The 13582-nt window shown below is 68.8% G+C and carries 11 protein-coding genes; all 11 read left to right on the top strand.

Annotated features, from left to right (window positions below):
- Positions 1-4: 4 nt before the first annotated feature.
- A complete protein-coding gene (locus CBW66_RS04080; RefSeq protein ID WP_086136715.1) occupies positions 5-829 on the top strand; it encodes an XrtA-associated tyrosine autokinase in 825 nt (274 codons plus the stop codon).
- A complete protein-coding gene (locus CBW66_RS04075) occupies positions 813-2348 on the top strand; it encodes a TIGR03016 family PEP-CTERM system-associated outer membrane protein (protein ID WP_086136714.1) in 1536 nt (511 codons plus the stop codon). The genes CBW66_RS04080 and CBW66_RS04075 overlap by 17 nt, the downstream gene beginning before the upstream one ends.
- 12 nt (positions 2349-2360) lie before the next feature.
- Positions 2361-3521, top strand: a complete 1161-nt coding sequence (gene wecB / locus CBW66_RS04070; RefSeq protein WP_086136713.1) for a non-hydrolyzing UDP-N-acetylglucosamine 2-epimerase — start codon at positions 2361-2363, stop codon at positions 3519-3521.
- A complete protein-coding gene (locus CBW66_RS04065) occupies positions 3518-4369 on the top strand; it encodes an XrtA system polysaccharide deacetylase (protein ID WP_086136712.1) in 852 nt (283 codons plus the stop codon). The genes wecB and CBW66_RS04065 overlap by 4 nt, the downstream gene beginning before the upstream one ends.
- Positions 4369-5460 (top strand): FemAB family XrtA/PEP-CTERM system-associated protein, encoded by a 1092-nt coding sequence (locus CBW66_RS04060; protein ID WP_086136965.1) that lies wholly within the window; start codon positions 4369-4371, stop codon positions 5458-5460. The genes CBW66_RS04065 and CBW66_RS04060 overlap by 1 nt, the downstream gene beginning before the upstream one ends.
- Positions 5461-5475: 15 nt before the next feature.
- On the top strand, positions 5476-6765 hold the full coding sequence (locus tag CBW66_RS04055) for a TIGR03087 family PEP-CTERM/XrtA system glycosyltransferase (protein ID WP_086136711.1): 1290 nt from the start codon (positions 5476-5478) through the stop codon (positions 6763-6765).
- Positions 6762-8351, top strand: coding sequence for an exosortase A (xrtA, locus tag CBW66_RS04050; protein WP_086142835.1), 1590 nt, complete (start codon positions 6762-6764; stop codon positions 8349-8351). Before CBW66_RS04055 ends, xrtA begins: the two co-directional genes overlap by 4 nt.
- Entirely contained in the window at positions 8341-9555 is a 1215-nt protein-coding gene (locus tag CBW66_RS04045; RefSeq protein ID WP_086136708.1) for a TIGR03088 family PEP-CTERM/XrtA system glycosyltransferase, read from the top strand. The genes xrtA and CBW66_RS04045 overlap by 11 nt, the downstream gene beginning before the upstream one ends.
- 10 nt (positions 9556-9565) lie before the next feature.
- Positions 9566-11506 (top strand): XrtA/PEP-CTERM system amidotransferase, encoded by a 1941-nt coding sequence (locus tag CBW66_RS04040; protein WP_086136707.1) that lies wholly within the window; start codon positions 9566-9568, stop codon positions 11504-11506.
- Positions 11507-11510: 4 nt separating this feature from the next.
- Positions 11511-12725: a TIGR04063 family PEP-CTERM/XrtA system glycosyltransferase gene (locus CBW66_RS04035; protein WP_086136706.1), complete on the top strand. Its 1215-nt coding sequence runs from the start codon at positions 11511-11513 to the stop codon at positions 12723-12725.
- Positions 12722-13582 (top strand): glycosyltransferase family 4 protein (locus CBW66_RS04030; protein ID WP_139843041.1); only part of this gene is annotated, 861 nt, incomplete at its 3' end. The genes CBW66_RS04035 and CBW66_RS04030, both read left to right, overlap by 4 nt.

Raw genomic sequence — 13582 nt, 5'->3', positions numbered from 1 at the left:
GACGATGAGCAGCAAGGACAGCGGCAAGCAGGAACCCACGATCCTCGGCGTGGCCGAGGCCAGCGTGCCCTATGGCGTCGATGGCGCGCAGACGGCCCGGTCGCCCCAGTACCGGGCCCTGAACCTGGACCGGCTGGCCGAGCAAGGCATGCTCACGCACGATGGCGGGCGCAGTTCGGTGGCCGAGGATTTCCGCATCATCAAGCGCCCGCTGCTGCGCCAGGCGCGCGCCAGCGGCGCCGAGGCCATCCGCCACGGCAACCTGATCGTCGTCACCAGCGCCATGCCCGGCGAAGGCAAGACCTACTGCGCCATCAACCTGGCCATGAGCATCGCCATGGAAATGGACATGACGGTGTTGCTGATCGATGCCGACGTGGCGCGCCCGTCCGTGCTGAAAGTGCTGGGCCTGCCGCCCGAACCGGGGCTGATGGACGTGCTGCTGGACCCGCAACTGGCGATGGCCGATGTGATCCTGAAAACCAATGTGGCGAACCTGAGCATCCTGCCCGCCGGACGCAGCAACAAGCACGCGACGGAATTGCTGGCCAGCCGGGCCATGAGCCGGCTGCTGGCCGAAATCGCCAGCCGCTATGGCGACCGCATCGTCGTCTTCGATTCGCCGCCCCTGCTGATCACCAGCGAAGCGCACGCGCTGGTGGGACAGATGGGACAGGTGGTGATGGTGGTCGAGGCGGAAACGACGACACAGCACGCCGTCAAGGAGGCGCTGCGCCAGATCGAGTCGTGTGAACACATTCATTTGATCTACAACAAGACCAAATCGTTCCCCGGCAACGACTACTACGGTTATGGCTATTACGACTAGCCGCCGCGTTTCGCTGCCGCTGCCCCTGCTGCCCTTGCTGTCCCTGCTGCTGCCCGCGCCGGCGGGCGCGGTCGACTGGCTGGTGAAGCCGTCGCTGCGCCTGCGCGAAAGCTATACGGACAACGCCTTGCGCGCGCCGCCGGGCCAGGCGCAATCGGACTTCATCACGGAAATCGCACCCGCCATCGCCCTCATCGGCACAGGTCCCCGCCTGCGCGTGCACCTCGACTACAGCTGGCATAAATACCTGTCGGGACAGCGCGCCGATACGGACAACCACGAACTGCACGCCTCGGCCGACGCCGAACTGGTCAAGGATTGGTTCTTCATCGATGCCAACGCCAGCGTAAGCCGGCGCAACATCTCACCGTTCGGCCCGCAACTGATCGACGACCTGCCGGACACGGACAATACCAGCAGCGTGCGCACCACGGGCATCAGCCCCTACCTGCGCCACCGTTTCCACGGCCTGGCCACGGCCGAGCTGCGCTACACGCGCAACACGGTCGATAGCGGTGGCGACCTGCTGTCCGTGCACAGCGATGAAATGGAATTGCTGCTCAGCGGCGAGCCGCGCGCCGGCGGCTGGACCTGGAACGCCAGCCACGACGTACGCCGCACCCAGGACAGCAAGCTGACACCCGTGCGCATGCAGCGCAGCAGCGTGGGCCTGCGCTATCCGTTCAACAGCAAATGGTCGGCCACGGCCAGCGGCGGCATGGAAAAGGAAGGTTATATCTCGACCAGCGGCAAGGCGCCTGAGGGCCGCTTCTGGTCACTGGGCGGCGTGTGGACGCCGTCGCCGCGCACCAGCATCGCCTTCAGCACGGGCAAGCGCTTTTTTGGCACCACCTACAGTCTGGACGCCAATTTCCTGCAGCGTCATACCAACTGGCAACTGAACTACAGCGAAAACATCACTACCATGCCGACGCAGTTTTCGCGCCTGGGAAACCGCGACGCGGGCCAGTTGCTTGATCAATTGTGGCGCGGCATCTTTCCCAACGCGCGCGACCGGCGCCTGCGCATCGACGCCTTCCTGCGCTACGCCAACAGCCTGGGGCCGGAACGGGGCGCCATCAATTATTTCAGCCACCGCTATTTCCTGCAAAAGCAGCTGAAGCTGACGATGGCGCGCGCCACGGCGAAAAGCACGATGATCGCCGGCATCACGGCCGTCGACCGCACGGCGCAAACGGCCAGCGGCATCGACAGCGGCTTGCTGCCCGGCGTGGAATTCGGCAGCGAAGACCGCACGCGCCAGATCGGCGGCAACCTGGGCTGGAACTGGCAAGCCAGTTCGCGCACCAGCGTGAATGTCAATGCCGGTTACGCCAGCGTGCGCTCTCTGACCGTGCCCCGGCGCGACAACAACATCACCGTGACGGCCGGTTACACGCGCATCCTGCAGCCGAACATGACGGCCAGCATCGACGTGCGGCATACGCGGCACGCCAGCAACCGGGGCGGCGACTACCGCGAAAACGGCGTCAGCGCCACCCTCACCATGCAATTCTAAGGAGGCCGCAGCATGTCCGACTCCTCTCTTGCGACCGCCGGCCCGGCACACCTGCTGTGCGTGGTGGCCGCGCGCCCCAACCTGATGAAGATGGCGCCCATCCTGGCTGCCCTGGCGCGCCAGGCGCCCGCCGTGCGCGTGACCTTGTTGCATACCGGGCAACACTACGACACGGCCATGAACGGACAATTGTTTGCTGACCTGGACTTGCGCGCGCCCGACATCGCCCTCGACGTCGGCTCCGGCAGTCACGCGCAGCAGACGGCCGAGATCATGCGCCGCTTCGATGCCGTGCTCGACGCGCATCCGCCGCTGGCGCCCGATGCCCTGCTGGTGGTCGGCGACGTCAATTCCACCCTTGCTTGCGCGCTGGTGGCGGCCAAGCGCGGCACGCCCGTGATCCATGTCGAGGCGGGACTGCGCAGCGGCGACCGTCGCATGCCCGAGGAAATCAACCGCGTGCTGACGGATCAATTGTCCGATCTGCTGCTCACCAGCGAAGAAGGCGCGCGCGCGAACCTGCTGCACGAAGGCATCGCCGCCGAACGCATCCACTTCACGGGCAACGTCATGATCGACAGCCTGCGGCGGCAGCTGCCGCGCGCAGCCAAGCCGGCCGCCACCCTGCGCGCGTACGGCCACGCCTGCCCGCCCGCGTATGGACTGTTGACCTTGCACCGTCCCTCGAACGTCGATGATCCGGCGCAGCTGAAAGCGCTGCTGCAGGCGCTGGGACAACTGTCAACCCGCCTGCCGCTGCTGTTTCCCATCCACCCGCGCACCCTGGCCGGCCTGCGCCTGGCGGGCCTGGAACCCTTGCTGGCGCGCCACGCCATCGTCCGCCTGCCGCCACTGGGCTACCTGGAAATGCTGGGCCTGATGCAAGAGGCGCGCCTGGTGCTGACGGATTCGGGCGGCATTCAGGAAGAAAGCACGGCCTTGGGTGTGCCCTGTTTGACCCTGCGCGCCAACACGGAGCGCCCCGTCACCGTGACCGATGGCACGAATACCCTGGCCGGCACGGACCCGGCAGCCATCCTGGCGCTGGCAAGCGCCATCCTGGACACGGGCGGCAAGCGTGGCCGCATTCCGCCCCTGTGGGATGGCCACGCGGCCGAACGCATCGCGGCCGTCATCGCGCCCTGGCTGGCGGCGCGCCGGAGAGCGCCATGACGCCGCCAGTGCCGATGCGCAACGCGCTCACCATCGACGTGGAAGATTATTTCCAGGTGTCCGCCTTTGCGCCGCACATCGCGCGCGCCGACTGGCCCCGCCTGGAATGCCGGGTCGAGGCGAACATCGAGCGCATCCTGCTGCTGCTCGACAGCCGCGGCATCCACGCCACCTTCTTTACCCTGGGCTGGATCGCCGAGCGCTATCCGGCCATGCTGCGCCGCGTGGCCGCCGCCGGGCACGAAGTGGCCAGCCACGGCTATGCGCACCTGCGCGCCAGCGAACAGTCGGCCGCGCAGTTTGCCGATGATGTGCGCCGCAGCAAGGCCATCCTGGAACAGTTGACGGGGCTGGCCGTGCGCGGCTACCGGGCGCCCAGTTTTTCCATCGGCGCGGCCAACCTGTGGGCCTTCGACGTGCTGCAGGAAGCCGGCTACCGCTACAGTTCCAGCATCTACCCGATACGCCACGACCATTACGGCATGCCCGATGCGCCCCGCTTCGCCTGGCGCCCACGCGGCCCGCACGGCGTGCTGGAACTGCCCGTCAGCACCGTGCGCCTGCGCGGGCGCAACCTGCCGGCCGGCGGCGGCGGCTATTTCAGATTGATGCCGTATGCACTGTCGCGCTGGCTTTTGCGACGCATCAATTCGCGCGACGGGCAAGCTGGCATATTCTATTTTCATCCTTGGGAACTCGATCCCGGCCAGCCGCGCCCGCCAGGCCTCAGCGCCAGGACGCGCTTTCGCCACTACCTGAACCTGGGGCGCATGGAAGCGCGGCTGGGGAGCCTGACGCGCGATTTTGCCTGGGACCGCATGGACCGTATTTTTCTGGAAAGCACATGATGCACGAGGCCAGCCTTGCTCCCGACCCGGCACAGTCCAGCGCCGCCATCGCCGTGCGGTCCCTGCAGGGGCACGAGCATGCGCGCTGGGATGCCTTTGTCGACACGTGCCCGGAAGCGACCTTTTTTCACCGGGCCGGCTGGCATACCATCATGGAGCAAGGTTTTCAGCACGACAGCTATTTCCTGTACGCGGAACAGGATGGATGCATCGCCGGCGTGCTGCCGCTGGCCCATCTGCGCAGCCGCCTGTTCGGTTCTTCCCTCGTCTCGCTGCCGTTTTGCGTCTACGGCGGCATCGCCGGCGGCGGCGCGGCAGTGCGCCAGGCGCTCGACAGCGCCGCGCTGGCGCTGGCCCGGCGCCTCGGCGTGGGGCACCTGGAATACCGCTGGCGCGAAGTGCGCGAAAATGCGCAAGAAAACGCAGATGCATCCTGGCTGCAGCAACCGCTGTATGCGACCTTCCGGCGCCCTCTGCATCCGGACGCCGAACAGAATCTGCTGGCCATTCCCCGCAAGCAGCGCGCCGTCGTGCGCAAGGCCATGGCGGGCGGCCTGCACAGCGCCGTCGACTACGACCTGCGCCATTTCTACCCGATCTACGCGGCCAGCGTGCACCGGCTGGGCACGCCCGTCTTCGCGCGCCGCCATTTTGCCCTGCTGCGCGCGGTCTTCGGCGACGCCTGCGACATCCTCACCGTGTATCACGGCCAGCAGGCGCAGGCCAGCGTGCTGCTGTTCTATTTCCGCGACGAAGTGCTGCCCTATTACGGCGGCGGCAGCGTGCTGGCGCGCAGCACGGGCGCCAACGACTTCATGTACTGGGAAGCGATGCGCCGCGCCTGCGCGCGCGGCTACCGCCTGTTCGATTTCGGCCGCAGCAAGCTGGGGACCGGCGCCTGGGATTTCAAGAAGAACTGGGGTTTTGCGCCGCAGCCGCTGCCCTATGCCTACCAGCTCGTGCGCGCCAAGGCTTTGCCACTAGTCAATCCGCTGAATCCGAAATACGCGCTGTTCATCCGCGCCTGGCGCCGCCTGCCGCTGCCGCTGGCCAACCTGCTGGGGCCGCACATCGTGCGGCAACTGGGCTAAGCAAGGAGATTCACCATGCGCGAACTGCTCTTCCTCGCCCACCGTCTGCCGTATCCGCCCAACAAGGGCGACAAGATACGCTCGTGGCACATGCTGCAATACCTGAGCCGGCATTTCCGCGTGCACCTGGGCTGCTTCATCGACGATGACGACGACTGGCAGCATGCGAAAACCGTGGCCGCCCTGTGCGCCAGCACGCGCTTCATCGGCTTGCGGCGCGGCCCGGCCCGCTGGCGCGCCATGCAGGCGCTGCTGTCGAGGCAAGCCATGAGCGTGCAGTACTACCGCGATGCGCGACTGCTGCATTGGGTCGACGGCTTGTTATCGGGCGGCAAGGTACGCCACGCGCTGGCCTTTTCCGGGCCCATGGCGCAATACATCGACGGCAGCGCGGGCCGCGGCCTGCACCGCGTGATCGATTTCGTCGATGTCGATTCCGACAAGTGGCGCCAGTACAGCGACAGCAAGCCCTGGCCCATGTCGCTGCTGTACCGGCGCGAAGCGCAGCTGCTGCTGCAGTACGAGCGCCATATCGCCCAGCAGTTCACGGCCGCCAGCTTCGTCTCGCCGGCCGAGGCGGCCCTGTTCCGCCAGTGCGCCCCGATGGCGCGGCGCAAGACCGGATACGTCAATAATGGCGTCGACACGGCGTACTTCACGCCCGTGCCGGCCCAGCCCAGCGTGTATCCGCCGGGCGTGCAGGCGCTGGTGTTCACGGGCGCCATGGATTACTGGCCGAACGTCGACGCCGTGCAATGGTTCGTGCGCCACGTCTGGCCCGCCCTGCGGCGCCAGTTTCCCCAGCTGCAGTTCTATATCGTCGGCAGCGCGCCCGTGCCCGCCGTGACGGCGCTGGCCAGGATGCCTGGCGTGGTGGTGACGGGCAAGGTGCCCGACATCCGCCCCTACCTGGCCGGCGCGGCCTTGGCCGTGGCACCGCTGCGCATCGCCCGCGGCGTGCAAAACAAGGTGCTCGAAGCGATGGCGATGGGCAAGATCGTGCTGGCCACGCCGCAGGCGCTGGAAGGCATCCCCGCCCAGCCTGGCCTGGAACTGCTGCTGGCGCGCGACGACGCCGAGTTCATCCACCATGCGGCGCGCGTGCTGCACAATATCCAGAATGGTGCGGCCGAAGGCAGCGGCGCGGCCATCGGCGCGGCGGCGCGCCAGCTGGTCCTGCAGGAATACGACTGGGAACGCAACTTGCGCGGACTGGGCGCCATGCTGGGTGTGCCTGCCGAGGCCGATGTGGCGGTCAGCGGCGCCGCCACGCCCTTGCAGCCGGTGCGGGAGCCGTCCACATGAGCTTGCAGCTCGACCAGATGGCCCGTTTGCCCGAGGCGGCCGTCTTGCCGCAGAACCGGCGCCAGGCCGCGCTGGCGGCCTTGCTGCTGTCCCTGGCCGGCGTCGTGCTGCTGTACCACGCCACTTTCTGGTCGATGGTGGAACTGTGGGCCCGCTCGCAAACCTTCGCGCACGGTTTCCTGATCGTGCCCATCAGTTGCTGGCTGGCATGGCGCCAGCGCGCCCGCCTGGCCGCGCTGGCGCCCCGGCCGTCGCGGCAGGGCTTGCTGCTGCTGGGCGCGCTGGGCCTGGCATGGCTGCTGGCCGACGCCGCCAACGTGCCCGTGGTGGAACAGTATGCGGCCACGGCCATGTTGCCCGCCTGCGTGCTGGCCATCCTTGGCTGGCCGGCCGTGCGCCTGCTGGCTTTTCCGCTGGCCTATCTGTTTCTCGCCGTGCCGTTTGGCGAAGTGTTCCTCGACCCGCTGATCGACTTCACGGCCGCCTTTACCGTCACCGCGCTGCAATGGTCGGGCGTGCCCGTGTTTCGCGATGGCAGCAATTTTTCACTGCCCACCGGCAATTGGTCGGTGGTGGAAGCGTGCAGCGGCTTGCGCTACCTGATCGCCGCGCTGGCCCTGGGCGCCTTGTTCGCGCACATCAACTGTCACAGCACGCGGCGGCGCCTGGCGGTCATGGCCGCCGCCCTGCTCGTGCCCATCCTCGCCAATGGCGTGCGCGCCTACCTGATCGTGATGCTGGGCCACCTGAGCGACATGCGCCTGGCCGTGGGCATCGATCACCTGATTTATGGCTGGCTGTTCTTCGGCCTGGTGGCGCTGCTGCTGTTCTGGTTGGCCGCGCGCTGGCGCGAATTGCCGCCGCCACGTACCGCGCCGCCGGCTCAGCCCATACGCCTGAGCGCCACCAGCGCGGCCAGCCCGCGCGCCGTCGTGCGCGCCGGCATCGCCTGCCTGCTGCTGGCGGCCGTGTGGCCGGCACTGGCCCTGGCCAGCCACCGCGACGACGGCCCGGCGGCAACCGGCTCCCCCACCGTGTTGGCCTTGGCCGACCCGACCGGCTGGCACCGCCTGCAAGACGCGGTAACCGCGTGGCAAGCGCCATATGCGGGCGCGCCCGCGCGATTTGCCGGCACGTACGCGCGCCGGGACGGCGACGGCGACGGCGCACCGGTGGGCCTGCAATTGCACTGGTATGCGCGCCAGGCGCGCGATGCGGAACTGCTGACGCACCAGGCCTTGCCGTATGGCCCGCGCTGGATGCCGCTGGCGCAGCGCGTGCAAGACGTCAGCCTGGCAAGCGGCGAGCTGGCCGTGCGCGAAAGCGTGCTGGCGCAAGGGGGCGAACGCCTGCTGGTATGGCGCGTCTACCGCCAGGGCGGCATCGTCACGGCCCGGCCCGTGCTGGTCAAACTGCTGCTGGCGCAAGCCAAGCTGCTGGGCAGGCGCCAGGATGGCGCCGACATCCTCGTCTTTGCCGCCTACGACGAGCTCGCGCCGCCGCCGCGCGCGCGCCTGCAAGCCTTCCTGCGGGCGGCCCTGCCCGTCATCGAACAACGCTTGCAGGAGCTGCCGCATGGCCCTTGACTTCGATACCGGCGGCACGCGGCAGGCTGCCGAAGGGTCCGGCGCCGCTCCCTTGATCGTGCACGTGATCCACCAGCTCGACGTGGGCGGGCTGGAAAACGGCCTGGTCAACCTGATCAACCATTTGCCGCCCGAGCGCTACCGGCACGCCATCGTCTGCATGAAAAACGCCACCGCGTTCCGCCAACGCCTGACGGCTCCTGGCGTCGACGTGATCAGCCTGGACAAGCGCGAAGGCAAGGACTGGCGCCACTACCTGCGCCTGTACCACGTGCTGAAACAGCTGCGCCCTGCACTCGTACACACGCGCAACCTGGGCTGCCTCGAAGCGCAGTTGCTGGCCTGCCTGGCCGGCGTGCGCCTGCGCGTGCATGGCGAACACGGGCGCGACATGAACGACTTGCACGGCACCCGCCGCAAATACCGGCTGCTGCGCAAATGCATGCTGCCGCTGGTGCAGCACTTCATCGCCGTCAGCGCCGACCTGGGACACTGGCTGGTGGACGCCATCGGCGCGGCGCCCGCGCAGGTGTCGCACATCGGCAATGGGGTCGACAGCGTGCAATTCCATCCGCGCCTGGGGCCGCCCGCCGCCGTGGGCCCGCCCGGTTTCCTGTGCAACGGCGCCTTCGTCATCGGCAGCGTGGGGCGCATGGCGGCCGTCAAGGATCACGCCGCGCTGGTGCAGGCCTTCCTGTTGCTGCTGGCCCAGCCGGGCGCCCGCGCGCGTCTGCGCCTGATCATCGTCGGCGACGGGCCCTGCCGCCAGGCGTGCCTGGAGCTGCTGCGGCAGGCCGGCGTGGCCCATCTGGCCTGGCTGCCCGGCGCGCGCGACGACGTGGCGCAACTGCTGCGCGCGATGGACCTGTTCGTGCTGCCGTCCCTGGCCGAAGGCAGCTCGAACACCATCCTCGAAGCGATGGCGACGGGGCTGCCCGTCGTCGCCACGCAGGTGGGCGGCAACGCGGAGCTGGTGCAGTCGGGCTGGAGCGGCACACTGGTGCCGCCAGGTTCGCCCGAGATGCTGGCCGACGCCATGCTCGACTACTACGGCATGCCGGAACTGGGCCCGCGCCACGGGGCGCGCGGGCGGCGCCAGGTGCTGGCCGAGCACAGCCTGCCCGCCATGGCAGGCGCCTACCTGGCCGTGTACGACCGCCTGACGGGCGCGCGCCAGCCGTCCCACCTGTCCACTTATCCCTGAAAGGCCTTCCATGTGCGGCATCAGCGGCATCTTTGATTTGCAGGGCCAGCGCGACATCGACGTGCTGCTGCTGGCGCGCATGAACCACAGCCTGCGCCACCGTGGGCCGGACGAGGGAGGATTGCACCGCGAGCCGGGCCTCGGCCTGGCGCACCGGCGATTGTCCGTGATCGACCTGGCCAGCGGCCAGCAGCCGCTGTTCAACGCCGACCGCAGCATCGCCATCGTCTTCAATGGCGAAATCTATAACTATCGCGGCCTGATGGCGGAACTGCGCCAGTTCGGCCACACCTTCCGCACCAGCAGCGACACGGAAGTCATCGTCCACGCCTGGGAACAATGGGGAGAGCAATGCGTGCGGCGCCTGCGCGGCATGTTCGCCTTCGCCCTGTGGGACCGCCGGCGCCACCTGCTGTTCCTGGCGCGCGACCGCCTGGGCGTCAAACCGCTGTACTACGGCGAGGCGCAGGACGGCACCCTTCTGTTCGGCTCCGAACTGAAAGCCCTGCTCGCGCATCCGGCCATGCCGCGTGAACTCGACCCGCTGGCCGTAGAGGAGTATTTCGCCTACGGCTACGTACCCGAGCCGCGCAGCATCTTCCGGCACGCGCGCAAGCTGCCGCCCGGGCATACGCTCTCCATCCGCGCGGGCCAGCCGCTGCCCGCGCCGCAAGCGTACTGGGATATTCCGTTCACGCCGAACCCGCCCGCCAGCGAGGCGCAGGCGGCCGACGAACTGCTGGCGCGCCTGCGCGAGGCGGTGCGCATCCGCATGGTGGCCGAAGTGCCGCTGGGGGCGTTCCTGTCCGGCGGCGTCGATTCGAGCGCCGTCGTGGCGCTGATGGCCGGGGCCAGCGCCACGCCCGTCAACACGTGCTCCATCTCGTTCGGCGACCCCGCGTACAACGAGGCGCGCTACGCCGACCTCGTGGCGCGCCGCTACGGCACGTCGCACCACGCGCGCCAGGTGGAGCAGGACGACTTCGAGCTGATCGACCTGCTGGCCAATCTGTACGACGAACCGTTCGCCGACAGTTCGGCCATGCCCACGTATCGGGTCTGCCAGCTGGCGCGCCAGCGGGTCACGGTGGCCCTGTCGGGCGACGGCAGCGATGAAAGCCTGGCCGGCTACCGGCGCTACCGCCTGCACACGCGCGAGGAAAAGCTCAGGGGCATGCTGCCGGCCGGCCTGCGCCAGTCGCTGTTCGGCACCCTGGGACGGCTGTATCCGAAGGCCGACTGGGCGCCGCGCTTCCTGCGCGCGAAGACCACCTTCGAAGGCCTGGCGCGCGACACGACAGACGCGTATTTTCACGGCGTCAGCCTGCTGGGCGACGCCATGCGCGCGCGCCTGTTCAGCCCCGAGCTGCGGCGCAGCCTGCAAGGCTACCGCGCCGTCGAAGTGCTGCGTCGCCACGCGCTGGCCAGCCCCGCGCAGGACCCGCTGTCGCAGGTGCAGTACCTGGACCTGAAAACCTACCTGCCCGGCGACATCCTCACGAAAGTCGACCGGGCCAGCATGGCGCATGCGCTGGAAGTGCGTTCGCCCCTGCTCGACCATGAACTGGTGGCGTGGATGTCCGGACTGCCGCCGCAATTCAAGCTGCGGCGCGGCGAAGGCAAGTACCTGCTGAAAAAAGCCCTGCGCCCGCTGCTCCCCGACACCCTGCTGTACCGCCAGAAGATGGGCTTTTCCATCCCGCTGGCCGACTGGCTGCGCGGCCCGCTGCGCCAGCGCCTGCAGCAGCGGCTGCTCGGTCCCACCCTGGCGCAGTGCGGCCTGTTCGACATGGACTACGTGCGCCTGCTGCTCGAACAGCACGCGAGCGGCCGGCGCGACTACAGCGCGCCACTATGGTCGCTGCTGATGTTCGAAGCCTTTTTGCGCCAGGTGCTGCCCGTCGACGGCCGCAAGGCGCCGGTGCTGGCGCCAGCCATGGCGCTGGAGTGAATCGATGCGCATCCTGCACATCCTCGACCACTCGCTGCCCCTGCACAGCGGCTACACCTTCCGCACCCTGGCCATCCTGCGGCAGCAGCGCGAACTGGGCTGGTTCACCATACAGCTCACCAGTGCCAAGCAGGGGCCGTCCGATGCAGCGCAGCAGCTGGTCGACGGCTGGCATTTCTACCGCACGGCGCCCGCCAGCCACTGGTGGGCGCGCCTGCCCGTGCTGCGGCAAGTGGCCGTCATCATCGGCCTGGCCGTGCGCCTGCGCCAGCTGGCGCGGCAAGCCAGGCCCGACATCCTGCATGCGCATTCGCCCGCCCTGAACGCCATCGCGGCCCTCAACGCGGGCCGCGCGCTGGGCATCCCCGTCGTGTACGAAGTGCGCGCCTTCTGGGAGGACGCGGCGGCCGACCATGGCAGCAGCCGGCCCGGCGGCTTGCGCTACCGCCTCACGCGCGCGCTGGAAACCTATGCGCTGCGCCGCGCGGACGCCGTCACCACCATCTGCGACGGCCTGCGGCGCGAGCTATGCGCGCGCGGCGTGCCGGCGCATAAGATCACGGTGATCCCGAACGCCGTTGATGCGGGCGCCTTTTGCGCCAGCGCGCCCGAAGACCTCTGGCTGGCGCACAAACTGGGCCTGCATGGGCACCTGGTCATCGGCTTCATCGGCTCTTTCTATGCCTACGAGGGTCTGGCCCTGCTGCTGCGCGCCATGCCGCGCCTGCTGGCGGCGCAGCCCGCGTTGCGCCTGCTGCTGGCCGGCGGCGGACCGCAGGAAACGGCGCTGCGCACGCTGGCGGCGCAGCTGTGCATAGACCATGCCGTGGTCTTCGCGGGCAGCGTGCCGCATGCGCAGGTGGCAAGCTATTATCAGCTGGTCGACATCTGCGTGTATCCGCGCCTGCCCATGCGATTGACCGAGCTGGTGACGCCATTGAAACCGCTCGAGGCGATGGCGCAGGGCCGCCTGGTGGTGGCCTCGGACGTGGGCGGTCACCGCGAACTGGTTGAGCATGGCAAGACAGGCATGCTGTTTCGCGCCGGCGACGCCGAGGCCTTGGCGCATTCCATCCTGTCGCTGCTGCTGGCACCGGCCAGTTGGCCGGCGCTGCGGCGCCAGGCACGCGCCTTCGTCGAGACGGAGCGCAGCTGGGGCGCCAGCGTGGGCCGCTATGTGCCCGTGTATGCGCGCGTGGCGGCGGGAGCCATGCCATGATCTTCACGGGCCTGCGCATCGCGCTGGTCGGCCCGCTGCCGCCGCCGGCCGGCGGCATGGCGAATCAAACGGCGCAACTGGCGCGCAAGCTGCGCGAGGACGGCGCGCAAGTGCAGCTGCTGGCCGTCAACGGCCCCGTGCTGCCGCCCTGGCTGGCGCGCATCCGCTACCTGCGCGCCGCCCTGCGCCTTCCCGTGCACCTGTGGCGCCTGTGGCGCGCCGCCAATACGGTCGACCTGTTCCACGTCATGGCCAATTCCGGCTGGTCCTGGCATCTGCAGGCCGCGCCGGCACTGTGGATCGCCAGCCTGAAAGGCAAGCCCGCCCTGCTCAACTACCGGGGCGGGGAAGCGGCCGCCTTTTTCGCCCGTTCGCCGCGCCTGGTGGCGTTCAGCCTGCGCCGCGCCAGCGCCATCGTCGTGCCCTCGGCGTATCTGGCCGGCGTCTTCGAGCAATATGGCCATACGGCGCACATCGTGCCGAACGTGGTGGACTTGCAGCGCTTCAAGCCCGCCGCGCCGGCCTCGCCGCGTGCGCCTGGCGACGCCGGCCCGTGCATCCTCGTCGCGCGCCACCTGGAACAGTTGTATGACAATGCCAGCGCCGTGCGCGCCTTTGCCATCGTGCGCGAAGCTTTTCCCGCGGCGCGCCTGGTGCTGGCCGGCGGCGGGCCGCAGCGCGCGGCGCTGGCGCGCCTGGCCAGGTCGCTGGGCGTGAACGATGCCGTGCGCTTCGCCGGCCCCGTCGACAACGCCGCCATGCCCGCCCTGTACCAGGCCAGCGACATCGTCCTCAACCCCAGCCTGGCCGACAACATGCCCAATTCCGTGCTCGAAGCGCTGGCTTGCGGCATCCCC

This window comes from Janthinobacterium sp. GW456P, from assembly GCF_002127655.1.
Taxonomy (GTDB): Bacteria; Pseudomonadota; Gammaproteobacteria; order Burkholderiales; family Burkholderiaceae_D; genus Janthinobacterium.
This window is presented reverse-complemented; position numbering and strand designations above follow the sequence as displayed.